At 70.6% G+C, this 22,650-nt stretch carries 21 protein-coding genes; 10 read left to right on the forward strand and 11 right to left on the reverse strand.

Annotated elements, in window-relative coordinates; all coding sequences use genetic code 11:
- Positions 1-176 precede the first annotated feature (176 nt).
- Entirely contained in the window at positions 177-1,715 is a 1,539-nt protein-coding gene (locus ACFO6V_RS22140; RefSeq protein WP_377139487.1) for an alpha-N-arabinofuranosidase, read from the reverse strand.
- A 172-nt stretch (positions 1,716-1,887) separates the two neighbouring features.
- Between ACFO6V_RS22140 and ACFO6V_RS22145 the strand changes: the two genes are divergently transcribed.
- The 3 genes from ACFO6V_RS22145 to ACFO6V_RS22155 all read left to right on the forward strand — a co-directional run bounded on the left by ACFO6V_RS22145 (position 1,888) and on the right by ACFO6V_RS22155 (position 4,023).
- Positions 1,888-2,937, forward strand: coding sequence for a LacI family DNA-binding transcriptional regulator (locus tag ACFO6V_RS22145; protein ID WP_377139490.1), 1,050 nt, complete (start codon positions 1,888-1,890; stop codon positions 2,935-2,937).
- 150 nt (positions 2,938-3,087) lie between these two features.
- A complete protein-coding gene (locus tag ACFO6V_RS22150; RefSeq protein ID WP_377139492.1) occupies positions 3,088-3,528 on the forward strand; it encodes a ribonuclease N in 441 nt (146 codons plus the stop codon).
- A gap of 84 nt (positions 3,529-3,612) precedes the next feature.
- Positions 3,613-4,023 (forward strand): barstar family protein, encoded by a 411-nt coding sequence (locus ACFO6V_RS22155; RefSeq protein ID WP_377139495.1) that lies wholly within the window; start codon positions 3,613-3,615, stop codon positions 4,021-4,023.
- A 75-nt stretch (positions 4,024-4,098) separates the two neighbouring features.
- Here ACFO6V_RS22155 and ACFO6V_RS22160 read toward each other — a convergent pair whose 3' ends face one another.
- The 7 genes from ACFO6V_RS22160 to ACFO6V_RS22190 form a co-directional block, all read right to left on the reverse strand.
- Entirely contained in the window at positions 4,099-4,914 is an 816-nt protein-coding gene (locus tag ACFO6V_RS22160; RefSeq protein WP_377139498.1) for an MBL fold metallo-hydrolase, read from the reverse strand.
- Positions 4,915-4,934: 20 nt separating this feature from the next.
- Positions 4,935-5,825, reverse strand: coding sequence for an SDR family oxidoreductase (locus ACFO6V_RS22165; protein WP_377139500.1), 891 nt, complete (start codon positions 5,823-5,825; stop codon positions 4,935-4,937).
- Positions 5,826-5,974: 149 nt separating this feature from the next.
- Positions 5,975-7,018, reverse strand: a complete 1,044-nt coding sequence (locus ACFO6V_RS22170) for a Gfo/Idh/MocA family protein (protein WP_377139503.1) — start codon at positions 7,016-7,018, stop codon at positions 5,975-5,977.
- 27 nt (positions 7,019-7,045) lie between these two features.
- A complete protein-coding gene (locus ACFO6V_RS22175; RefSeq protein WP_377139506.1) occupies positions 7,046-7,864 on the reverse strand; it encodes an ABC transporter ATP-binding protein in 819 nt (272 codons plus the stop codon).
- Complete coding sequence (locus ACFO6V_RS22180; protein ID WP_377139509.1) at positions 7,861-8,913, reverse strand: ABC transporter substrate-binding protein; 1,053 nt, start codon at positions 8,911-8,913, stop codon at positions 7,861-7,863. The genes ACFO6V_RS22175 and ACFO6V_RS22180 overlap by 4 nt, the downstream gene beginning before the upstream one ends.
- 65 nt (positions 8,914-8,978) lie before the next feature.
- On the reverse strand, positions 8,979-9,860 hold the full coding sequence (locus ACFO6V_RS22185) for an ABC transporter permease (protein ID WP_377139512.1): 882 nt from the start codon (positions 9,858-9,860) through the stop codon (positions 8,979-8,981).
- Between the two features lie 269 nt (positions 9,861-10,129).
- Positions 10,130-10,453 carry an adenine nucleotide alpha-hydrolase family protein gene (locus ACFO6V_RS22190; protein WP_377139515.1) on the reverse strand — a complete coding sequence of 108 codons (324 nt, stop codon included), beginning with the start codon at positions 10,451-10,453 and terminating at the stop codon, positions 10,130-10,132.
- Positions 10,454-10,591: 138 nt separating this feature from the next.
- Here ACFO6V_RS22190 and ACFO6V_RS22195 point away from each other — a divergent pair, with 138 nt between their 5' ends.
- From ACFO6V_RS22195 to ACFO6V_RS22210, 4 genes are all read left to right on the forward strand, one after another.
- The gene (locus ACFO6V_RS22195; protein WP_377139518.1) at positions 10,592-11,620 is read left to right on the forward strand and encodes a LacI family DNA-binding transcriptional regulator; all 1,029 of its coding nucleotides are present in this window, start codon (positions 10,592-10,594) and stop codon (positions 11,618-11,620) included.
- 208 nt (positions 11,621-11,828) lie between these two features.
- Positions 11,829-15,164 carry a 3-keto-alpha-glucoside-1,2-lyase-like domain-containing protein gene (locus ACFO6V_RS22200; RefSeq protein ID WP_377139521.1) on the forward strand — a complete coding sequence of 1,112 codons (3,336 nt, stop codon included), beginning with the start codon at positions 11,829-11,831 and terminating at the stop codon, positions 15,162-15,164.
- 57 nt (positions 15,165-15,221) lie between these two features.
- Positions 15,222-16,406: a sugar phosphate isomerase/epimerase family protein gene (locus ACFO6V_RS22205; protein ID WP_377139524.1), complete on the forward strand. Its 1,185-nt coding sequence runs from the start codon at positions 15,222-15,224 to the stop codon at positions 16,404-16,406.
- Between the two features lie 105 nt (positions 16,407-16,511).
- Positions 16,512-19,259: a PKD domain-containing protein gene (locus ACFO6V_RS22210; protein ID WP_377139527.1), complete on the forward strand. Its 2,748-nt coding sequence runs from the start codon at positions 16,512-16,514 to the stop codon at positions 19,257-19,259.
- A 180-nt stretch (positions 19,260-19,439) separates the two neighbouring features.
- On the opposite strand, the gene ACFO6V_RS22215 is transcribed toward ACFO6V_RS22210, so the two are convergent.
- Positions 19,440-19,601, reverse strand: a complete 162-nt coding sequence (locus tag ACFO6V_RS22215) for a DUF305 domain-containing protein (protein WP_377139530.1) — start codon at positions 19,599-19,601, stop codon at positions 19,440-19,442.
- Positions 19,602-19,986: 385 nt separating this feature from the next.
- Between ACFO6V_RS22215 and ACFO6V_RS22220 the strand changes: the two genes are divergently transcribed.
- The 3 genes from ACFO6V_RS22220 to ACFO6V_RS22230 all read left to right on the forward strand — a co-directional run bounded on the left by ACFO6V_RS22220 (position 19,987) and on the right by ACFO6V_RS22230 (position 22,340).
- Positions 19,987-20,733: an SDR family NAD(P)-dependent oxidoreductase gene (locus ACFO6V_RS22220; protein WP_377139534.1), complete on the forward strand. Its 747-nt coding sequence runs from the start codon at positions 19,987-19,989 to the stop codon at positions 20,731-20,733.
- 172 nt (positions 20,734-20,905) lie between these two features.
- On the forward strand, positions 20,906-21,364 hold the full coding sequence (locus ACFO6V_RS22225; protein ID WP_377139537.1) for a MerR family transcriptional regulator: 459 nt from the start codon (positions 20,906-20,908) through the stop codon (positions 21,362-21,364).
- Positions 21,336-22,340 carry an aldo/keto reductase gene (locus ACFO6V_RS22230; RefSeq protein WP_377139540.1) on the forward strand — a complete coding sequence of 335 codons (1,005 nt, stop codon included), beginning with the start codon at positions 21,336-21,338 and terminating at the stop codon, positions 22,338-22,340. The genes ACFO6V_RS22225 and ACFO6V_RS22230 overlap by 29 nt, the downstream gene beginning before the upstream one ends.
- On the opposite strand, the gene ACFO6V_RS22235 is transcribed toward ACFO6V_RS22230, so the two are convergent.
- Both ACFO6V_RS22235 and ACFO6V_RS22240 read right to left on the reverse strand, forming a co-directional pair.
- Complete coding sequence (locus ACFO6V_RS22235; protein ID WP_377139542.1) at positions 22,329-22,460, reverse strand: hypothetical protein; 132 nt, start codon at positions 22,458-22,460, stop codon at positions 22,329-22,331. The two genes, ACFO6V_RS22230 and ACFO6V_RS22235, sit on opposite strands and share 12 nt — an antisense overlap.
- Before the next feature lie 17 nt (positions 22,461-22,477).
- Complete coding sequence (locus ACFO6V_RS22240) at positions 22,478-22,612, reverse strand: hypothetical protein (RefSeq protein ID WP_377139545.1); 135 nt, start codon at positions 22,610-22,612, stop codon at positions 22,478-22,480.
- Positions 22,613-22,650: the final 38 nt, after the last annotated feature.

Here is a 22,650-nt window from a genome sequence, read left to right on the forward strand (position 1 = left end):
GGTGGGCGCATACCTCACGGACGGCCGGGCTTCATCACCCGGTCACTTCTGTCGAACGGTGCAGCTGACGAACGGTACGGCGCGCACGATACGCTGCCGACCCGCCGGACGTCGACCATGGCTTGGGCCCGGGCGTCGGTCCGGCGGTGTCGGCCTGCGTCAGTCAGCAGCGTCGGTCAGTCATCGGCGCCCAGCTCCAGCGCGACGGTGACGTACGAGTGCGCGGGCACGTCGAGCTCGAGGCCGCGCGGGTGCCTGCGGATCTCCTCCAGCTTGCGCGGCGCCACTGCCTCAGGCTGCTCCGGCGTGTTGTGGCCGTGCAGCTCCGGCGCCGTCAGGATCTGCGCCGAGAAGCCGACGACGTCACGGCCGCGCAGGTCGAGCACGACGGTGCGGTCCTGGGCGGCGTCCAGGTTGGACAGCGAGACGTGCGCCGTCGACCCCTTGGTGGACGCCGAGGCCGACAGGAGCTGCAGCTCCTTGCCGTCGACGGCGCGCGTCGCACCGGGCGCGACGACGTGCGCGGCGAGCGACGTGGCGTCGTGGTGCGCGGCGTTCATCGCGAAGACGTGGTACGTCGGGGTGAGCACGAGCGCGCCGGTGTCCGGGTCGGTGAGGATCATCGCCTGCAGCACGTTCACCGTCTGGGCGATGTTCGCCATGACCACCCGGTCCGCGTGCCGGTGGAACGCGTCGAAGTGGACGCTGGCGACCAGCGCGTCGCGGAGCGTGTTCTGCTGGTACAGGAAGCCGGGGTTGGTGCCGGGCTCGACGTTCCACCACGTGCCCCACTCGTCGACCACGAGGCCCACGCGCTTGTTGGGGTCGTAGCGGTCCATCACCGTGCTGTGCCGGGTGAGCAGCTCGTCCATGTGCCCGGCACGGGACAGGGCGAGGTACCACTCGTCGTCGGTGAAGGCCGTCGCGCTGCCCTTGTCCTCCCAGGAACCGGTCATCGTGTAGTAGTGCAGCGAGATGCCCTGGAACGGCGCTGCCGGCCCGTCGGCCCCGTCGAGCGGGCCGAAGGACTTCATGAGCACCTCGGTCCAGTGGTAGTCGGCGTCCGAGGCGCCCGCCGCGATGCGGTAGACGTCGTTGCCCGCGTGGTTGCGCACGTACGTCGAATACTGCCGCGCCAGCGAGGCGAACTGCTCGACCCGCAGGTTGCCGCCGCAGCCCCACGCCTCGTTACCCAGGCCGAAGAAGGGCACCTTCCAGGGTTCGTCCCGGCCGTTCTGCCGGCGCAGCGCCGCCATCGGGGAGTCGTCGGCGCGGGTGAGGTACTCGATCCACTCGCTCATCTCCGCCACCGTGCCCGAGCCCACGTTGCCGCTGATGTACGCGTCCGCGCCCAGCAGCTCGCACAGCGCCATGAACTCGTGCGTCCCGAACGAGTTGTCCTCGACGACGTCGCCCCAGTGGGAGTTGACCATCCGCGGGCGTTCCGCACGCGGGCCGATGCCGTCGCGCCAGTGGTAGTCGTCGGCGAAGCAACCACCGGGCCAGCGCAGGTTCGGGATCTGGAGCGCGCGCAGGGCCTCGACGACGTCGAGGCGGATGCCGCCGGCGTTCGGGATCGGCGAGTCCTCCCCCACCCAGAACCCGCCGTAGATGCAGCGTCCGAGATGTTCGGCGAAGTGCCCGTAGACGTGTCGGCTGATCGTGGGTCCCGGCAGGTCGAGATCGATCACTACGCGGGCAGATTCAGTGGGCATGCGAGAGGCCTTCCGGACGCAGGGGTTCGACCGAGGTATCGTTTCCTCAAAGGCCCGGAAGAGCCGCTCTCACAGGCGGTATTCGCTGGTCCTCGTCGATGCGGTAACGATTCCCTCGGCAGTTGCGGATGTCAAGAGGCGTCCTCCGACCGAGACGGTGAGGAAGGTTCGTATGAGTACCGGTCCACGTGCGGTGACCATCGGCGACGTGGCACGGGCGGCACAGGTCTCGACCACCACCGTGTCGAAGGTGATCAACGGGCTGCCCCGGGTCGCGCCAAAGACCCGCGAGCGCGTGCTGGAGGTGGTCGCCGAGCTCGGCTACCAGGCGAACCCCACCGCGCGGAACCTGCGAGCGGGCCGCACGGACGCCATCGGCCTGCTGGTGCCTGAGCTGGACCGGCCGTACTTCGGTCAGCTCGCGACGCGCCTCGCCGACGCCCTGGAGCCCACCGGCAGGCATCTCGTCGTCCAGCGCTCGGGTCTGAGCCGGGCCGACGAGCTGGCCGCTGCCTCGTTCGCCCGCCTCCGCATGTACGACGGCGTGATCATCACCGTCGTCGGGCTCAACCCTCCCGACCTGGAGCAGCTCAACTTCCGGACGCCGGTGGTGCTCGTCGGCGAGCGCCCGCTCCCCCGGACGTTCGACCACGTGATGATGGACAACGTCGAGGGCGCCGCGACCGCCACCGCCCACCTGCTCGAACGCGGGTCCCGGCGCATAGTGATGCTGGGCGGGCGGCAGGGCACGACGGAGCAGGACATGCCGACGCTCCGCACGCTGGGCTACTACAAGGCGCACGCCCGCCTGGGCGTCCCGCTCGACGAGCGGCTCGTCGCACCGATCCCGCTGCTGGACATGGCGTCCGGTTACGCGGCGGTCCGCCGTCTCGCCGACGACGGCGTCACGTTCGACGGCATCGTCGCCGCCACCGACGTCGTGGCCATCGGCGCGTTGCGCGCCCTCGGGGACCTCGGGATCCGCGTGCCGGCGGACGTCCAGGTCGTCGGGTTCGACAACATCGACGAGACGGAGTTCACCACGCCACGGCTCACCTCCGTCGACCCCGGCAACGAGGAGATCGCCGCGACCGTCCTCCGGTTCCTCGAGTCCCGGATGGCCGCTCACGCGAGCGGGGAGCCCGAGGCGGCGTCCGAGCCGACCGCCGAGGTGACCATCCCCGCGCGGCTCGTGGTCCGGGAGTCGACGCGGCCCGCGTAGACCAAGGGCCGACGAGCCGGCCTCATGCATCTTTCTTTCTAGGACAATACGGACAGGTAAAATTCACCCGCAGGTGGGTGTGTCGTCGGGTCCTCGTCGACAAGGCGGGCCAGTATTCCCCCCGGTAGTCCCAACCGAGAGGGGAACAGCGTGTCCGAGAACCACAGCACCGCGTCCATCCAGAAGCCCAGCGCCATGTCCACGATGCTCAGGATGCTCGTCGTCCTGACCGCCATGGTCAGCTTCGTCGCCGGCGGCGTCACCATCGCAGCGCCGGCCGAGGCGAGCGTCTTCAACTCCTGCACGCACAGCGGCTGTGCGGAGGCCTACTCCTCGAACTCGATCTGGAGCTCCAAGGGCTACCCGAGCACGCGCGGCTGGGTCAGCTGGCCGAACGGCCAGTGCAACTTCGCGGGCGGCGTGCACCGCAACTCCGAGGGCCAGCTGCCTACCGGCCACTCGTACCTCGAGTTCGACGTCACGCCGCGTGCCTGCAACGCCGCACGGCAGTCCTACCGTCTCATCCTGGACCGGACCACCGGCGAGACCTACTTCTCACCCAACCACTACGGCGACTTCTACAAGATGTGACCTGTCTCGTGCGCCGCGTCCGGCCCTGCCAAGGGCTGGATGCGGCGCGCGGACCCGGCCCGACCGGACGGATAGCCTCGGACCATGACTCGTGACCTGCCTGTGCTCGTCGTCGACGGGACGCGGTTCAGCGACCTCGACGGCTTTGCCCGCGAGTTCTCCCGCCTGCTGAACGGGTACACCTGGCGAGGAAACCTCGACGCGCTGAACGACGTGCTCCGCGGGGGGTTCGGGACGCCCGACGGCGGCTGGATCCTGAGGTGGCTCGCCTCGGAGACGTCCCGAGCGGCACTCGGTCACGCCGAGACGGCTCGACGGCTGGAGCGGCTCCTGCCCGGCGTCGATCCGTCGAACCGCGCGTCCTTCGAGGCGAGGCTCGATGCCGCGCGCCGCGGCGAGGGCCCGACATTGTTCGACGAGATCGTCGCGATCGTCCGCGAGCACGGGCCCGGCGGCTCGGAAGCGGCTGACGGGATCCTGCTCGAGCTGAGCTGAGCGGGGTCTCGACAGGGTCGACCAGCGGGGTCGACCAGCGGGGTCGGTCAGCGGGGTCGGCCAGCGGGGTCGGGTCTAGGTCAGGTGGTCGAAGTCGCCCCGGGCCCACGCCGCGTGGCGCTCCGCCGAGCGCAGCACGATCTCCCGCGCGTCGACGGGGATGACGCCACGGAAGTTGTTGTAGAGCCTGTCGAACTCGAACCGTCTGACGTGGTGCGCGATGCGCAGCACGACCGCACCCGAGAGCGGGATCCGGTTCGGATAGCTGCGCATGAAGGAGACCGACGTCCGGTCCGGGTTGGCGAAGATCGTGTCGCCACCCAGCAGCACACCCTTTCCCGAAGCCCCGGCCGCCCAGTGCGCGACCGTGGAGCCCGGGAAGTGCCCGCCCGGCTGGGTCAGCGTGACGCCGGGCAGGATCTCCCGGTCGTCCTTCCACAGCTCGACGGCGTCGTCCGTCCTGGCGAGCCAGCCGGCATCGGGCTCGCTCACGAGGACGGGAACCCCGCCGAGCCGGCGGCTCCACTCGACCTGCACGCCGTACATGTGCGGGTGGCTCGCCACGATGTACGCCAGCCCGCCCATGCCCTGGACCGCGGCGACCGCCGCGTCGTCGAGGTAGGCCGGGACGTCGAACATCAGGTTCCCACCGGCGGTGCGGACGATCTTCGCGGTGGGCCCGATACCGACGTCGGGCATGGTGGTGAGGCCGAACAGGTCGGGCTCCAGCTCCTCGACGGCGATGGTCTGCCCCTCGGCGGCGAGCTCGTCGAGTGTGGTCCAGTGCTGACCGTCGGCCGGGACCAGCTCGCGCTCGTCAGCGCAGACGGCGCACACGGCCGGCCGGTTCTCGTGCTCGACGCCGCACCTGGCGCAGATCCAGAACGTCACGCGACAGATCCCTTCACCTGCTACAGCGGGCGTCCGCCCGTCACGCCGATGCGGTCGCCGGTGATGTAGCTCGACTCCTGGGACGCGAAGAACACGTACGCCGGCGCCAGCTCGGCGGGCTGGCCGGCGCGACCCAGCGGCGTGTCGGCGCCGAACTGCTCGACCTTCTCCTCCGGCATCGTGGCGGGGATCAGGGGTGTCCAGATCGGTCCCGGCGCCACCGCGTTGACGCGGATTCCTTCCGGCGCGAGCTGCTGCGCCAGCCCCTTCGTGAAGTTGAGGATCGCCGCCTTGGTCGTGGCGTAGTCGAGCAGCTGAGGGCTGGGCTCGTACGCCTGGATGGACGTCGTGTTGATGATCGACCCGCCCTTGGGCAGGTGGTCGAGCGCGGCCTTGGTGATCCAGAACAGCGCGTAGACGTTGGTCTTCAGCACCCGGTCGAGCTGGTCCGTCGTGATGCCGCGCAGCCCCTCGTCCTGGGACATCTGGTACGCGGCGTTGTTCACCAGGACGTCCAGGCCCCCGAGCCCGTCCACGGCGTCGGTGACGAGCCGGCGACAGAACGCCTCGTCCCGGATGTCGCCCGGCAGCAGCACCGCCTTGCGGCCCGCGTCCTCGACCCAGTGGGCCGTCGTCCGGGCGTCCGGCTCCTCCTCCGGCAGGTAGGAGATCGCGACGTCGGCGCCCTCGCGCGCGAACGCGATCGCCACCGCCCGCCCGATGCCGGAGTCGCCGCCCGTGATCAGCGCCCGCTTGCCCTCCAGGCGTCCGGATCCGCGGTACGTGGACTCCCCGTGGTCCGGCTCCTGCGACATGTCCCCCGTGCGGCCGGGCGGCTGCAGGTCGTCCGCCGGCTGCTCCGGTCGCGGGTGCTGGGTGGTCGGGTCCTGCGGCGTGGTCTGGTCCGACATGTTTCACTCCCCTGTCGACTTCGCGCGGAGCGTCCAGCATGCAAGGAGCGGCGTCCACTCGCACCAGAACCGGTGGCGTCCGGCGGTCTGTGCGGTCACGCCGAGTCTGCGGCCCGCTGGGTTGAGAACGTCGGTGCCCGCACGAGACGTCACCCAGGTGACCTTCCCCCGCCCAGCTCCGCCGGCCGCACCACCACCCCGGTAGCCGCGGCCAGCTCGATCGCGCACAGCAGCCGGACCGTCTCCAGCGCGTCGTCGACGCCGACCGGTACCGGCGAGGACGTCTCGAGCGCCTCGATGATCCGGGTCCACTGGGCCAGGTGTCCCGCGTGTCCGATCGTGAGCGGTTCGGCCGCACCGCTCGGGATACCGCCCGTCCCCGGCGCAGCCACCCCCGGCACGTCCCAGCGGCGTACCTCACCCTGGCCGAGCTCGACCGACCCCCGGGAGCCGAACAGGGAGATCGTCGCCGGGAACCCCGGCGGCGTCGCCGTCGTCGTGGTCACCACACCGAGCGCACCCGAGACGAACCGGAGGGTCGCGACCGTCGTGTCCTCGGCCTCGATCGCGTGCGAGAGGGTCCCCGACTGCGCCGTCACCGACTCGACCGGACCGCACAACCAACGCAGCAGGTCCACGTTGTGCACGCCCTGGTTCATCAGGGATCCGCCGCCCTGCTCCGCCGTGGAGCGCCAGCCCGCGGCGCGGTAGTAGTCGTCGTCGCGGTGCCAGTGCACGTGGGTCGTCGCCAGCCGCAACTCGCCCAGCGCCCCCTCGGCAAGAGCCCGCTCGAGCGCCACGTGCTGAGGTTCCAGGCGCCGCTGGGAGATCATCGAGACCGTCAGCCCCCGCTCGTGCGCGGCACGCGCGACACGCAGCGCGTCGTCGACGTCCAGCGCGAGCGGCTTCTCGACGACCACGTGGTGGCCGGCTTCGAGCGCGGCCAGCGCGAGCGACGCGTGCGTCCCGCTCGGCGTGCAGATCGCCACGACGTCGATGTCGGGACGAGCGATGAGCTCGCCGGGCTGGAGACGCTCCGCGGATCCGCCCGCAAGATCCTGCTCGCCGTCCGCCGTCCCGCCGCTGTACGCGACGAGGCGTGCCCGGCCCGCCAGCTCATCCAGCGCCCGGGCGTGCATCCTCCCGATGCCGCCCATACCGACGATCCCCACGCCGAGCGGGCGTGCCGTCACGAGCGGGCCTCATCACGCGGGCGCACGTCACTCGGGCGCATGGCTCGCACCGAGGAGCTCGCGCAGGCGCTCGGCCGCCGCGGTGAACCGGGGATCGGCGAGCGTCGCGCCGTAGGCTCGACGGTCCGGCAGACCCGGTTCGAGCGTCTCCAGGATCCGGCCGGGACGCGGGCTCATGACGACGATCCGGCTCCCCAGGTACACCGCCTCCGGCACGGAGTGGGTCACCAGCACGACCGTGGTCCCCGTCTCCCGCCAGATCCGGTTCATCTCGATGTTCATCTGCTCGCGCGTGAGCGCGTCGAGCGCGCCGAACGGCTCGTCCATGAGGAGCACCCGGGGCTCGTGCAGCAGCGCGCGGCACAGGGCGACCCGCTGCTGCATGCCGCCGGACAGCTCGTGCGGAAGGGCCTTCTCGAATCCGGTGAGGCCCGTCAGCTCGATGAGATGGTCCGCCCGCTCCTGCGCGCGGCGCCGGTCCATCCCGCGCATCTCTGCCTGCAGCAGGATGTTCCTCCGCACGCCCCGCCACTCGAGCAGGGCCGAGCGCTGGAAGGCGAACCCGATGTCGCGCTGCGGCGCGGTGACCCGCTGCCCGTACAGGCGCACCTCGCCCTCCGTGGGACGGGTCAGGCCCGCGATCATCTTCAGCAGCGTCGACTTGCCACAGCCAGAGGGCCCCGCGATGGTGACGAACTCGCCGGGCAGCACGGCGAGCGACACGTCGTCGAGCGCGACGGTCTCGGAGCGCTTCGAGGTGAAGCGCTTCGTCAGGTGCGAGACCTCGATGATCGGCTCGGTGCCGACGGTCCGGGCGGATGCCCCCGCGTCGGTCGTGGCGGTCACAGGTCCTCCCCGAAGGTCGCGTCCCAGTAGGTGTCCGGCGTCGCAGGGCCCTCGAAGTCCGTGTTCTCGGACAGGAAGGTCAGGGTGTCGGTCCACTGCTCCTCGGAGTTGACGCCCGGAGCGGGGGCGCTCTCGAGGTCGAGGAGGCCGATCGTCGCCTCGAGCTGTGCCGCGAGGACGCTCTCGTCCGGCGCCTGCTCCGCACCCGCCGCCATCGCGGCGACGGCGGCCTCGGGGTCCTCGGACGCCGCGAGGAACGCCTCCGACGTCGCCCGCACCATCGCCTGGACGAGCTCGGGATCGCTCTCGATCGTCGCCTCGTTCGCCACGAGGCCCGTACCGAGCAGGTTCATGCCGAAGTCCGAGAACGGGAGCGCCGAGACCTCCTTGTCGGTCTGGTTCTCGATCGTCGGTGCCTGGTCGTGGTGGAAGCCCTGGATCGCGTCGACCTTGCCCTCGATCAGCGCGGCGATCTTGCCCGCTGCGTCGACGTTGACCACCGTCACGTCCGCGGGGTCCACGCCGTTGAGCTCCAGCCACGCGGGGAACGTGCCGTACATGGCGTCGCCGGGCGTGCCGCCGACGGACTTGCCCACGAGGTCGGCGGGCTCGGTGATGCCCTGGTCGTCGAAGAACTCGACCGAGCTGGGACCGGTCTGCAGGAAGACGCCGACGCTGCGCACCGGCATGCCCGAGCTGATCCCGTTCGCCAGGGGCGGGGTGTCCGCCCACCCGAAGTCGGTGTTGCGCTGCGCCACCTGCTGGACGGTGTTGCCTGAGCCGTTGCCCGGCTGGATCGTCAGGTCGATGCCCGCGTCCTCGAAGATCCCCTGCTCGACGCCGTAGTAGAACGGCGCGTGCTCGCCGTACGGGACCCAGTTCAGGGTCACCGTGACCTCGGTCAGGCCCTCGGCGTTCTGCTCGCCTGACCCGCCGGCGCCGGTCTGCCCGCAGGCCGCGACCGTCGCCAGGGCGACGCCGCCCACGGCCAGCGACATCACGATCTTGCGGCCGCGCGTCCTGCCGTCACGCTTGTTGCCACCACGCATGGGAGAGCCTTTCTGGTCGTGCCGCCACGGTGACGGCGGGAACGCGGAAGAGTGCGGGCCGGGGATCAGACCGTCGCGAGCGCGAGGTTGCCGCGCCGGGACGCGTGCCAAGGGATGAGGAGGCGTTCGAGCACCTCGACCAGGACGAAGAGGACCACGCCGATGAGCGACATGAGGATGAGGTCGGCGAACAGCAGCGGCGCGTCGAGGTTGCCGCTGGCGAGCAGCAGCACGTACCCGAGACCGCGGTCGGCGCCCACGAACTCGCCGACGACGGCGCCCACCACCGCAAGCGTGACCGCTACCTTCAGGCCGGACATGAGCTGCGGGAGAGCTCCGGGGAAGCGGATCTTGCGGAACGTCTTCCACCGGGAGGCACCCATGGTCGCGGACATCTCCAGCAGCTCGGGGTCGACGGAGCGCAGCCCCGCGACGGCGGAGACCACTACCGGGAAGAACGCGATGAGGACGGCCAGGACGATCTTCGGCGTCATCCCGAACCCGAACCAGACCACGAGGATCGGCGCGATCGCGATCTTGGGGATGACCTGGGCGAAGAGGATGAGCGGGTAGAGGGACTTCTCCGCCGTCCTGGAGTAGACGAGGAGCACCGCCGTCGCCACGCCGATCACGGCCGCGAGCACGAACCCGACGATCGTCTCCAGCGTCGTCACCCAGGTGTGCTCGAGGAGCATCGCCCAGTCGGCGACCATCGTCTCCGCGACCGCGCCCGGCGCGGGCACCAGGTAGGCGGGGACCAGCTCGCGCCAGGCCACGAACCACCAGACGCCGAAGAGCGCGAGCAGCACGGCCACCGGCCGCCAGGACTCGGCCAACAGCGTCAGCGCCCGGGTCCCGAGCGGCGTCCCGCCGTCGGCCTGCGCCGTCGGCCGCCGGGGCCTGTGCGGGGGCGTCGTCGTGGGGCGGGCCTCCTGGGTGGTCACCATGGCGTGATCCTCCATAGTTCGCTCTTTCCGTTTCGGCGCACGGCGTCGACGTCGACACCCGTGGGGCAGCGGGTCAGGGCACGCCGGACTGCGATGTCAGGGACGTGCCGGGCGGTAGAGCAGGTCAGCGGCTCCGCCTTCGGAGCTGCTTGTTACCGGGGACACTATGAGGCGCGTGGGGGGCGGACAACGAGTTGCCACTTGTTGCCCCGGCGCCGCCGGGATCCGGCGGCAAGCGGTTGCCACCGGGCCCCAGGCCGGACGCCGGTTCAGCTGTCGCCAGGTTCCGTGGCGGCCCTCGTCCCCGCTTCGGTGACGGCCTCCAGGTCGACGGCCACCGACCGGAAGCCCGCGGACCGCACGGCCCGCAGCACCTCACCGCGCAGCGGCTCCGCCGTCATGCTCGCGAGGTCGCGGTGCGGCGCCTCGAGCCGGGCCAGGTCGCCGTGGTGCCGCACCCGGATCTCCTCCAGGCCGAGGCGCCGCAGCTCGCTCTCCGCTGCCTCGACCTGCACCGCCTCCTCCCCCACCGGGTCGGTCGGCACGTCGAGCGGGTCGGCCGGCACGTCGAGCGGCTCGGTAGGCAGGGTCATGCCTGTCATTCGAGGGCTCCGCACCAGGGCCGTCAAGGAGTTGCCACCTCTTGCCGGGCAGGCAAGAACCTGCCACGCGCGCGTCGTACCGCGGCAAATGGTTGCCGTCGCCGGTCGCTCGCCGTACGCTCCCCGCGCATGGGCGAAACTGGCGAAACCGGGAGCTCTAGCACCAGACCGACCATCTATGACGTCGCCAGGGTTGCCGGCGTCGCACCCTCGACCGTCTCACGGGCGTTCTCCCGTCCGGGGCGCGTCAACGCGGACACGGCGGACCGCATCCGTCGCGTCGCGCACGAGCTCGGCTACCGCACCAGCCCCATCGGGCGCGGGCTGCCCGACGGCCGTACCGCGCTGCTCGCGATCGTCGTGGCCGACCTGACCAACCCGTTCTTCTTCGAGATCATCCGCAGCGCCGAGAAGACCGCCATCGACTCCGGGTACACGCTCCTGGTGGTGGACGCGCACGAGTCGAGAGGGGCGGAGCGCCTGGCCCTGGAGCGCACGCTGCCCCTGGTGGAGGGCGTCGTGCTGGCCACGTCACGGCTCTCGGACGCGGCGATCCGGGCCGTCGCCAAGCAGCGGCCGACCGTCGTCATGAACCGCGTGGTCACGGACGTCCCGAGCGTGGTGACCGACAACGCCCAGGGGATGCGGCGCGCCGTCGAGCACCTGGCGGGCCTGGGGCACACCCGGCTGTCATACCTGGCCGGCCCCGAGGCGTCCTGGGCCGACGGCATGCGCTGGCGCGCCTTCCGCGAGGCGACCCAGGAGCTCGGCCTACGGGCGCGCCGCCTCGGACCGTTCGCGCCGACGCTCGCGGGCGGGCTCTCGGCCGCCCAGGCCCTGACCACCCACACCGCGACCGCGACCGTCGCCTACAACGACCTTGTCGCGATCGGCACGATGCGCGGGCTGACCCGCCTGGGCGTCGAGGTGCCCCGCGACCTGAGCGTGGTCGGGTTCGACAACATCTTCGGTTCCGACTTCTGCACCCCGCCGCTGACGACGGTCGCCTCTCCCCTGCGCCACTTCGGCACGTTCGCCGTCCAGCGCCTGCTGAACCAGCTCCGCGCACCGTCGGCCGCGCCGTCGACCGGCCTGTCCGCCCCGGCGCTTCTCCCCGCGAAGCTCGTCGAACGCGGCTCGACCGCCCGCCGCGCATAGGTGAAGGCTTGTCCGCCTCCACACTGCACACCATCGTCCGGCGAGGTGGTGTGCTCGTCCCGGGAGGGGCAACAAGTGGCAACTCGTTGTCCGGGGTCGGCGCTGACCGCATAGTGACGTGGCGTGCCCAGGCCGACGGCGTCCACGACGCCGCCCTCGGCAGGCGCGGTCCCCGGCAGGCAAGGTCCTCGATGGAGAGGCAAGGCCCATGGAACGTAGATCGACCCACCGCACCCTCGCCGCGATGCTCGGCGTGCTCGCACTGCCCCTCACAGTGCTCCCGGCCGCGGCACAGCCCGCCGCGCAGCCCCCGGCCCCGGCAGCCGTGCAACCGGCGACGGACCCCACCCGGCCCCAGGAGCCCGGCGTGACCCTGCGCGTCTTCGACGTCCAGGTCCCGCTCGACGAATACTGCACGCTCAAGCCGGGTCAGACCCCGAACATCGACAAGCTGATGCCGACGGTCGACTGGCGCACGGCTGCGGACTTCGGCCTCGCCGACCGGTTCGTCACCGAGGTCACGGGCTACCTGAACGTGCCCGACGCCGGAACCTACGACTTCCGGATCACCAGTGACGACGGCGCTCGCCTGCTGCTCGACGACACCCTCGTCGTGGACCACCCCGGCAAGCACGGGGCGACGCCGAAGGAGGGTTCGGTCGAGCTGGAGGCCGGGTACCACGCGCTGCGCATGGACCACTTCGACGGCGACTTCGGTCAGCAGCTCACGCTGGAGTGGCGCCCGCCGGGCGCGTCCGGCTTCGCGCTGGTGCCGAGCTCGGTGCTGAGCACCGACGCCGAGGTCACGCGCGTCACCTCCCCGGGCCGCAAGGTCTGCGAGGGGGTCGACGAGGCACCTGGCGACGGCCTGCCGCTGACCGAGGTGCACCCCGACTACACACTGACGAACCTGCGCCCGAACGGCTTCGAGCCGCAGGTCACGGGCATGGACTGGCTGCCGGACGGGCGCATGGCGATCGCCACCTGGGGCGGCGACCGCGAGACCGTGCTCGGCGAGGTGTACCTGGTCGAGAACGTGACGGGCGACGGCGGCGCCGACGACGTCACGTACACGAAGATCGCCGAGGAGCTCGAGGAGCCCATGGGCCTCAAGGTGGTCGACGGCCGCATCTACGTCTCCGAGAAGCACGGCCTGACCGAGCTCGTGGACACGGACGGCGACGGGGTCACCGACGAGTACCGCGAGGTCGCGACCTGGCCGTTCGGCGGCAACTACCACGAGTTCGCGTTCGGCCTGCTGTACGAGGACGGCTACTTCTACGTCTCCACGGGCATCGCGATGGTGCCCGGCGGCGCGACGCGCGACCCGCAGCTCGTCGAGAACCGCGGCTCGGTGCTGAAGATCGACGAGGACACCGGCGAGGTCGAGTACCTGGCGGGCGGCCTGCGCACCCCGAACGGCCTCGGCTTCGGGGCCGACGGCGGCATGTACGTCACCGACAACCAGGGCATGCACGTGCCGACGTCGAAGCTGGTGCGCGTCGAGGAGGGCGCGTTCTACAACCACTACACCAACCCCGACGGCCCGTACGACGACCAGCCCGTGACCGAGCCCGTGCTGTGGATGCCGCACGGCGAGATCTCGAACTCGCCGAGCAACCCCGTCATCCTGACCGAGGGCGTGTTCGCCGGGCAGATGGCGATCGGCGACGTGACGTACGGCGGCCTGCAGCGCGTCTACCTGGAGGACGTCGCCGGCCAGGAGCAGGGCGCCGTGTTCCGCATGACGCAGGGCCTGGAGTCCGGCGTGAGCAGGACGAGCGTCGGGCCGGACGGCTCGATCTACGTGGGCGGCATCGGCTGGTCGGGCAACTGGGGCCAGGCGGGCAAGCTCGGCTACGGCTTGCAGAAGCTCACCTTCGACGAGAGCCGGGCGTTCGACATGCTCGAGATGCGCGCCGTCGACGGCGGCTTCGAGATCGAGTACACGATGCCGCTGTCGGCCGAGACCGCGGAGAACCTGGCCGAGAAGTACGAGGCGGCGCAGTGGCGCTACGTCTCGACGCCGCAGTACGGCGGGCCCAAGGTCGACGAGGAGGACCTGGACGTCACCTCGGCCACGCTGTCCGAGGACCGCAGGACTGTGACCCTGAAGATCGACGGACTCGAGCCCGGCCGGGTCGTCAACGTGCACTCCCCGCGGCCGTTCGCGGCCGAGGGCGGCGCGGAGCTGTGGAGCACCGAGGCCTGGTACACGCTGAACCGCCTGCCTGACGGCTCCGCCCCGCCGCCCGTCTACGAGGCCGAGGCCGCCGACATCTCCGGCGGCGCGGGCTGGAACACGAACCACGCCGGGTACTCGGGCGCCGGGTTCGTGGACCGCAACTGGGAGCCGGGGGCGCGGACCACGTTCGCCGTCGAGGCCGGCGAGGCCGGGCCGCACGACCTGAAGCTGCGCTACGCCAACGGGCAGAACTCCGACCCGAGCCCGACGCCGCGGTCGATGAGCCTCTACGTCAACGGCGAGAAGCAGCGGCAGGTCTGGCTCGACAGCACCGTGACCTGGGCCAACTGGCAGACGCAGACCGAGACGGTTCAGCTGCGGGAGGGCGCCAACACGATCGCCTACGTGTACGACGACGACGACCTGGGGCACGTGAACCTCGACAACCTCACCGTCACGCCCAGCGAGCGCACCGCCCTGTTCGACGGCGGCGACCTCGACGCCTGGGAGAAGGTGGGCGGCGGTCCCGCGACGTGGCCCGTCGCGGACGGCTCCATGGAGTCCTTCGGCGGCGACATCCGGACCAAGGAGAAGTTCGGCGACTTCCGGATGCACGCCGAGTGGTACCAGCCGGAGCACGCCGACGACGTGACCGGTCAGGCCCGCGGCAACAGCGGCGTCTACATCCAGGAGCGCTACGAGGTGCAGGTGCTGGAGTCCTTCGGCATCGACCCGCCGAAGAACAACGACGCCGGCTCGATCTACCTGAAGAAGGCACCGGACGTGAACGCCGCGACCGAGATGGGCACGTGGCAGACGTACGACATCCAGTTCCGCGCCGCCCGCTTCGCCGCGGACGGCACCAAGACCGAGGACGCACGTCTCTCGCTCTGGTGGAACGGGCAGCTGGTGCACGACGACGTGGCGATCGACGGCAAGACCGGGAACGGCAAGAACGAGGGGCCGACGCCGGGCCACATCAAGCTTCAGGACCACGGGGACGCCGGCCTCAACCCACGGTTCCGCAACGTCTGGATCGAACGTCTGACCGGGCAGGAGACCTCCCAGGCGCTCGCGTCCAAGGTCTCGGCGCGGCTCACCCCGCCGAAGGTCCCGGCGGGTACGGACGCGCAGGCCGTGGTCCGGGTGCCCGGCGCCAAGGGCCGGCCGGCCCCGACCGGGACGGTCCAGGTCACCGTCGGCGACGAGACGGTCCAGGCCAGGCTCGGGCGCGGCCCGGCCCGGGTCGTCGTCCCGACATCGGGGCTGGCGAAGGGGGTGCACCCGGTGACCGTGCAGTACCTCGGCGACCTGCGGTACGGACGCAGCACGACGACCGTCGACCTGACCGTCCGCTGAGCCGGTCCCGCTGATCCCTCCAACCTGATCCGGTCCCTCGAAGGAGAGGTACATCTGATGCAACGCACTACCAGCACCACGACCCGCACCCTGCGGCGTACCGCGAAGCCCTGGGTCGCCGCCGCCGTCGCCGCCACGCTGTCCCTGCCGGTCCTGGCGCCGTGTGCGTCGGCGGCCGGGCCTGGGCCGGCGCCCGGGACCACAGCATGCGCGTACGGCTACACCAGCGAGGCCACGGTCTGGTTCGGCGCCGACGCCGACTCCGGCGTGCCGAACCACGAGACCCGGACCGGCTGCACCGTGATGGACGAGATCATGGCCGACGCGCCGTTCGCGACGCACGGCAGGTTCGTCCGCACGGTCGCCTCCGTGACCAAGGACCTCGTCCGCGAACAGGTCCTCACTGCCCGCGAGCGCCGGGACATCGTCCGCGCCGCCGACGTCTCGGAGGTGGGCAGGCCCCATCCGGTCACCGGCCGGCGGTCGGTCGACCTGTCCGCGATCGGCCTGGTCGGCTACACGGTCCGCGCGACCATGCCGACCGACGCCGAAGGGACGCTCGCGGCGCTCGCCGGGTGCGGCTTCCGGAACATCGAGCCCTCGGGAGGCGCGGGCAACTTCTACGGCTACACGGCCGCGGAGCTGGCACCGCTGACGGACGAGGCGGGGCTGGAGGTGCCGTCGCTCGGCGTGAGCCTGTCGAACCTGCAGAACGACGTCGACCTGGTGGTCGCCGAGGCGCACGCGATCGGGGCGAAGTACGTGCGCATCTCGGGGTCCGGCTCGTGGACCCTGGCTGACTACTCCCGGACGGCCGCGATCCTCAACGAGGCGGGCGAGCGGCTGAGCGCCGAGGGCATCCGGGTCGCGTACCACAACCACGGGTACGAGTTCGAGACCGCCGAGGACGGGGTGACGGGTTACGACGTGCTGGTCCGGGAGACGAACCCGGCGTTCGTCACGATGGAGCTCGACGTGTACTGGGCGGCCAGCACGGACACGTCCGCCACGGACCTGTTCGCGCGCTACCCGGGCCGGTTCGAGCTGCTGCACCTCAAGGACATCGGCGAGGACGGCTCCTTCGCCGACGTCGGCGCGGGCACCATCGACTTCGCCGAGATCTTCGCCGCCGCACCGCTCGCCGGGGTCCGGTACGGCTTCACCGAGCACGACCAGCCGTCCCCCGACGGCGTGACCTCCGCGTGCACCAGCCTCGGCTACCTCGCCGAGCTGCGCTACTAGTCCGCTACTGATCCGTCCGGCCTGCTTCCGAGCGAGGGCACCCGCCCTCGCCCGGGGGTGCCGCACGCCCACACGCACCATCCGACCCAGCACGAGGGAGTGTTGATGTCCGCACCACACAGCCGGGCACGCCGCCGGGCACTGGCCGCGACGACCGGTCTGGTCGTCGCGCTCGGTGCCCTGGTACCCGCCACGACCGCCGCCACCGCGCACCCCGGCTCGGATCATGCCGAGGCCGCCACGTTCGACAAGGTCCCGCTCGTCACGGAGGGCCTCGCCGACCCGTTCGAGCTCGACGTGGCCGACGACGGCCGCGTCGTCTACATCCAGCGCACCGGCCAGGTGGTGGTGCTGGACCAGGAGACGCTGCGCCAGAAGACGGCCCTGGACCTGGACTACTCGCTCGACCTGCTGACGCAGTCGGACGGCCTCCTTGGCCTGACCCTGGACCCGGACTTCACGGAGAACGGGTGGGTGTACCTGCTCTGGAGCGATCCGGACGTCGCGAAGATGAACCTCTCGCGGTTCACGATGGGGCCGGACGACACGATCGACCCGGCGTCGGAGAAGCGTCTGCTCGACTTCACCATCTGGCGTGGCGAGGGCCGCGCCAACTCACACATGGCCGGCTCGCTCGCGATGGGTCCCGACGGCGACCTGTACGTGGCCACCGGTGACAACTCCGACCCCTTCGACCAGCAGGGCTACACCCCGATCGACGAGCGCCCCGGCCGCCGTGGCTGGGACGCGCAGGGCACGTCCGCCAACACCAACGACCTGCGTGGGAAGGTACTGCGGATCACCCCCGAGGACGACGGCACCTACTCGGTCCCGGAGGGCAACCTGTTCGCACCGGGTACGGAGGGCACCCGCCCCGAGATCTACGGGATGGGCTTCCGCAACCCGTTCCGGATCACCGTCGACCCCGGTACCGGCGCGGTGCTGATCGGGGACTACGGGCCGGACGCCCGCGTCGCCGACCCGCTGCGCGGCCCCGACGGCCAGGTCGAGTTCATCCGGATGACCGAGCCGGGCAACCACGGCTGGCCCTACTGCCACGCCGACAACCAGCCGTACATCGACTACGACTTCGCCACCGGCGCCTCCGGCGAGGCCTTCGACTGCGCCGCCCCGGTCAACGACTCCCCCAACAACACGGGCCTGCGCGAGCTGCCGCCGTCGCAGGAGCCGCTCGTCTGGTACGGCTACGGGGTCTCGGAGGAGTTCCCCGAGCTGGGCTCCGGTGGCGCGGCCCCGATGGGCGGCCCGGTCTACCGGTTCGACCCGGAGCTGGACGTCAAGACGAAGTTCCCCGACACCTTCGACGGGCACTGGTTCGTGTCCGAGTACGCCCGCAACTTCTACAAGGTGCTCTCGCTCGACGAGGCCACGGGCGAGCTCGCCTCGATCGACCCGTTCCTGGAGGGCGAGACGTTCGTCGCCCCGTTCGAGGCCGAGTTCGGCCCCGACGGCTCGCTCTACGTCATCGACTTCGGCCTCGGCCGGGGCGCCGGCCGAGGGAGCACCAACACCGACGCCGGCATCTACCGCATCGACTACGCGGCCGACGGTCGCCGGCCGATCTCGCGGTTCGCCGCCGACGTCGACTCCGGTCACGAACCGCTGACCGTGGCCTTCGACGGCGGCGCCAGCGAGAGTCCCGACGGGCTCGAGATCACTTACGAGTGGGACTTCGAGAACGACGGCGTCGTCGACTCCACCGAGGCCGCCCCCACGCACACGTACACCGAGCGGGGCCAGTTCGGCGCCCGCCTGACCGTCACCGACAGCGACGGGTTCACCGGCGTCTCGGTGCAGAAGATCACGGTCGGCAACACCCGGCCGGACGTCTCCTTCGGGTCGCCGTTCCACGGCGGCTTCGCCGAGCTCGGCGACACGGTCGACTACTCCGTCGATGTGGCCGACGCCGAGGACGGCTCCACCGAGGCAGGCACCATCGACTGCGAGCAGGTCACGGTGAACACCCAGCTGGGCCACGACACCCACGCGCACCCGCTGGACAACTACACCGGGTGCTCGGGGTCGGTGTTCCTCGATCCCGCGGACCACGGCGTGGGGCAGAACGTCTACCCCGTGCTCGGTGCCGGCTACGAGGACCTCGGCAGCGCCGGCGTCCCCGCGCTGGCCGGCCAGGACGTCATCAACCTGCAGGTGCGCGACAAGGAGGCCGAGTTCTACGCCGAGGGCTCGGGCGTCACCGTGGCCGACGATGCCGGGGCCCGGGGCGGCCGCGTCGTCGGCGACGTCGACCACGGCGACTGGATCGCGTTCGGACCGCTCGACCTCCAGGGCATCGACGGACTGACGATCGGCGCGGTCCGCGGCGCGGCGGACGCCACCGTCGAGGTGCGGGCCGGCAGCCCGACCGGGCGCACGCTCGGCCGGGTCGAGATCGCCAGAGCCACGGGCGCCGGGCAAGTCGTCTCGCCCACCGTCGATCTCCCGGACCGGCGCGGTGCCACGACGCTGTACCTCGTCACGAAGAGCAAGCGCGAGCCCGCCGGCGGCGCGAACCTCGGCCTCGACTGGCTCGTCTTCCACGGCCGCGGCGTCGCCGACACCACCGCCCCGGTCGTGACGGCCGAGGCCAGCCGCCCGATCGGGCGGGCGGGGCGCCCGATCGACCTCTCGGGTTCCGCGGTCGCACCTGGGGGGCGCGAGATCGTCTCCTACCAGTGGGACCTGGGAGACGGAGCGACGGCGGAAGGGCCCAACGCCACGCACGTCTACGAGGAGCCGGGCAGGTACACCGCCCGGCTGATCGCGACGGACAGCGAGGGGACCCACGACTGGAGGACGGTCGAGATCACGGTGGTCGGCGGCAGGCGCTGACCTTCGGCTGCGCACGTCTGGACAGCCTCCAGAGGCAACCGCGCCAACGGCGTCGCCTCGGAGCGGACCACCTCCACGGGCACCTGACCAGGGCCCGGTGCCCCTGGAAACCACTGGGTTGCAGGGGCACCGGACGCGTCCCCGCGGTGAGCGCGTGCGGCGCGCGCGGATCAAGAATGCTTAGGGGGCGGACCGGCGAGTGATGATCTTCTTCATCTGGTTGATCTCCTCCTGCTGGGTCTGCACGATCTGCTCGCACAGCTCGATGATCTCCGGATCGGTGAGTGAGGCTTCCTGGCATACCGAGATCGCACGCGAATGGTGTTCTCGTACATCGGCCACATCACGGCGAGCATCACGATCCCCATGGCTCCGACCATCATCACAGAGAGGTAGAAGTTGCTCAGGTTCAGGTAGAGGTGGCCCCACACCCGCACCTGAGCCAGACTCAGCACGAACATCACCGCGAGACTGATCAGCAGTGCGATTCAGAGTCGTAGGTACATCCGCTTCATGGTTCGTCCCTCCCGGGTCACCATCGACAGACCGGTCTGGCCGTCGGGACACCTGGTGCCGCACCTTGGGCCCCTTCGGACACTAAGCAGTCCGTACGTCACCGGCATCTGAGAGCGGTCCTCGACCTGATGCTGTGCTCGCGTCCTGGGTGCGGCACTCCTAGGCAGTCTCGCCCTTCTCCGGCCGCCGCCGAGACCGAAGACTCAGGGTCATGAACAACATCGTGATCATCACCGGCGGCAGCCGCGGCCTCGGCGCCGCTACCGCACTCGCCTGCGCCCGACGCGGCCTCGGCGTCATCATCACCTACAACAGCAATCCGACCGCGGCCGCGGACGTCGTCGACAAGATCAAGGCCGACGGCGGTAAGGCGGTAGCGCTGGAGCTCGACGTCACCGACACCACAACCTTCCCGGCCTTCGCCACGAGCGTCAGCAGCACCCTGCAGGAGACCTGGGGCCGGACCGACTTCGACCACCTCGTCAACAACGCCGGCTACGGCCTCTACAACCCCATCGCCACGGTCACCGAGGAACAGTTCGACGGCCTGTTCCGCGTGCACCTCAAGGGACCGTTCTTCCTCACCCAGACGCTGCTGCCCCTGATCGCCGACGGCGGCCAGATCGTGAACCTCGTCAGCGCGACAAGCCGCGTGGCGACCATCGGTGTCGCGCCGTACGCCAGCTTCAAGGGCGGCCTCGAGGTCCTGACCCGCTACATGGCCAAGGAGTTCGGCGACCGCCGGATCCGGGCGAACTCGATCGCCCCCGGCGCCATCCGCACCGAGCTGGGCGGCGGCCTGAACGACGAGTTCGAGGCGCAGCTAGCCGGCCGCACCGCACTGGGCCGGGTCGGTGAACCCGAAGAGGTCGGTGGTGTCATCGCGAGCCTGCTCTCCGACGACAACCGCTGGATCAACGCCCAGTCGATCGAAGTTTCCGGAGGGTTCGACATCTGACGCCCGGCCGAACGGCGGTCACGCCGGGATGACCGCCGTCGCCTCGACCTCGACCAGGTACCACCGCTGGAGGCGACGCTGCTCCAGAAGCCTGACGCGCGCTCGGAGTCTGCGCCTGCTGCTGTGGCCGGCGGGCAGGCGGCTTGACCTGTAGCGCGCTATAGGTTGTGTCATGGATCGTGTGCCGCCCGCTCTGACTCCGCAGCTCGACGTCGACGTGCCCGAAGAGGGCCTGTCGATCGGCGAGGCCTCGGCCGCCGTCGGGCTGAGTGTGCAGGCCTTGCGCTACTACGAGCGCGAGGGACTGCTGCTCGACCCGACGCCACGCCGTAGCAACGGTCATCGCCGCTTCCATCGCAACGACCTGGACTGGCTCGTGGGCCTGGTCATGCTGCGGGAGACCGGGATGCCCATCGCCGAGATTCGCGATGTAGCCGCCCTGAGCCGAACACCTGGGACGGAGCGTGAACGCCTCAAGGCTTTCGAGCTACACCGCCAGGCCGTTCTCGCGCAGCTGAAGCGGACACAGGAGCATCTCGCGGCACTGGACACAAAGATCGCCGCGTATCGCGCATACGTGGCCGGCGAGGAAGGGACGATCCATGACGAACAACCACCAGCGAGGCCTTGACCCCGTACTGCTCGGCGACGGGCTGCGTGTTCCGCCCATCGGTCTGGGCGCGATGGGGATGAGTGCCTACTACGGCGCGAGCGACGAGGCCGAGTCGATCGCGACACTGCGGCACGCCGTCGACGTCGGTGTGACGTTCATCGATACCGCGGAGGCGTACGGGCCGTTCGAGAACGAGAAGCTGATCGGCCGAGCCCTTGGCGGGCGCCGGGACGAGGTCGTTCTCGCGACGAAGGCTTCGGCCGAGACCGACGACGACGGCACCATTCATGGTCGCAACGGCACGCGGGAGTACATCCGCAAGGCTGCGCACCGTTCACTGAGGCATCTCGGCACCGACTACATCGACCTCTACTACCTCCACCGTGTGGATCCGAACGTGCCGATCGAGGAGTCGGTCGGCGCGATGGCGGAACTCGTCGCGGAGGGCAAGGTGCGGCACATCGGGCTGTCCGAGGCATCGACGGCCACGATCCGGCGGGCGCACGCCGTACATCCGCTGGCCGCAGTGCAGTCCGAGTTCTCGCTGTTCGCTCAGGACGTGCTGCACAACGACGAGCTGGCGACCATGCGCGAGCTCGGTATCGGGCTCGTGGCGTTCTCGCCGCTCGGGCGCGGCGCGCTCACCGAGAGCGTGACGTCGCTCGACGATCTGGACGCCGACGACGCCCGACGGACTCTCCCGCGCTTCCAGCCCGAGGCGTTCGACGCGAACCGTCGGCTGACGGAGCGAGTGGCGGCGATCGCTCGCCGGCACGGTGCGACGCTGGCGCAGGTCGCCCTGGCCTGGGTCATCGGCGAGGGCGCGGTGCCGATCGCGGGCATGCGCCGGCGCTCCCGGGTCGACGAGAACCTGGAAGGCGCCACGGTGGTGCTGTCGGAGGCGGAGCGAGCGGAGCTGGCGGAGGCGCTGCCCGCTGGTGAGATCGTGGGAACGCGGGACTACGCCGACGTCAGTGCTGGACTAGATCGCTGACGCACCTTGCAGAGGCGGTTCATGGACGTGGACCACGGTGAGGACCACGCGTGCACCTGGCTGCTCGCGGTCCATGAGCAGGTCGCGGACGGCCCGGTAGACCGCCTGTGTCGTGTTCATCGGTAAGCCTCCTCGGTTCATGAGAAGAACAGCCGCACGTCGCGGATCGTGATGTCGACGGCCGTGATGTTCAGCGCGGTGTGTGCGACCACTTCCTTCGCCTTGCCGGGTGCGCTTTCCGCTGCGTTCTTGATCTTGTCTGCTGCACTCATCGGTTTTCCTCTCTGCGCGGCCCCCGGATGAGTTCCGC

The sequence above is a fragment of the Promicromonospora alba genome (genome assembly GCF_042654905.1).
GTDB classification, from domain to species: domain Bacteria; phylum Actinomycetota; class Actinomycetes; order Actinomycetales; family Cellulomonadaceae; genus Promicromonospora; species Promicromonospora alba.

What these genes read in the sequence shown, in the direction of transcription:
- ACFO6V_RS22140 (WP_377139487.1), bottom strand. Translation starts at nt 1,715, where the DNA reads ATGCCCACTGAATCTGCCCGCGTAGTGATCGATCTCGACCTGCCGGGA.
- ACFO6V_RS22195 (WP_377139518.1), top strand. Translation starts at nt 10,592, where the DNA reads ATGGGCGAAACTGGCGAAACCGGGAGCTCTAGCACCAGACCGACCATC.
- ACFO6V_RS22220 (WP_377139534.1), top strand. Translation starts at nt 19,987, where the DNA reads ATGAACAACATCGTGATCATCACCGGCGGCAGCCGCGGCCTCGGCGCC.
- ACFO6V_RS22185 (WP_377139512.1), bottom strand. Translation starts at nt 9,860, where the DNA reads ATGGTGACCACCCAGGAGGCCCGCCCCACGACGACGCCCCCGCACAGG.
- ACFO6V_RS22190 (WP_377139515.1), bottom strand. Translation starts at nt 10,453, where the DNA reads ATGACCCTGCCTACCGAGCCGCTCGACGTGCCGGCCGACCCGCTCGAC.
- ACFO6V_RS22200 (WP_377139521.1), top strand. Translation starts at nt 11,829, where the DNA reads ATGGAACGTAGATCGACCCACCGCACCCTCGCCGCGATGCTCGGCGTG.
- ACFO6V_RS22155 (WP_377139495.1), top strand. Translation starts at nt 3,613, where the DNA reads ATGACTCGTGACCTGCCTGTGCTCGTCGTCGACGGGACGCGGTTCAGC.
- ACFO6V_RS22165 (WP_377139500.1), bottom strand. Translation starts at nt 5,825, where the DNA reads ATGTCGGACCAGACCACGCCGCAGGACCCGACCACCCAGCACCCGCGA.
- ACFO6V_RS22235 (WP_377139542.1), bottom strand. Translation starts at nt 22,460, where the DNA reads ATGAACACGACACAGGCGGTCTACCGGGCCGTCCGCGACCTGCTCATG.
- ACFO6V_RS22180 (WP_377139509.1), bottom strand. Translation starts at nt 8,913, where the DNA reads ATGCGTGGTGGCAACAAGCGTGACGGCAGGACGCGCGGCCGCAAGATC.
- ACFO6V_RS22225 (WP_377139537.1), top strand. Translation starts at nt 20,906, where the DNA reads ATGGATCGTGTGCCGCCCGCTCTGACTCCGCAGCTCGACGTCGACGTG.
- ACFO6V_RS22145 (WP_377139490.1), top strand. Translation starts at nt 1,888, where the DNA reads ATGAGTACCGGTCCACGTGCGGTGACCATCGGCGACGTGGCACGGGCG.
- ACFO6V_RS22230 (WP_377139540.1), top strand. Translation starts at nt 21,336, where the DNA reads ATGACGAACAACCACCAGCGAGGCCTTGACCCCGTACTGCTCGGCGAC.
- ACFO6V_RS22240 (WP_377139545.1), bottom strand. Translation starts at nt 22,612, where the DNA reads ATGAGTGCAGCAGACAAGATCAAGAACGCAGCGGAAAGCGCACCCGGC.
- ACFO6V_RS22205 (WP_377139524.1), top strand. Translation starts at nt 15,222, where the DNA reads ATGCAACGCACTACCAGCACCACGACCCGCACCCTGCGGCGTACCGCG.
- ACFO6V_RS22210 (WP_377139527.1), top strand. Translation starts at nt 16,512, where the DNA reads ATGTCCGCACCACACAGCCGGGCACGCCGCCGGGCACTGGCCGCGACG.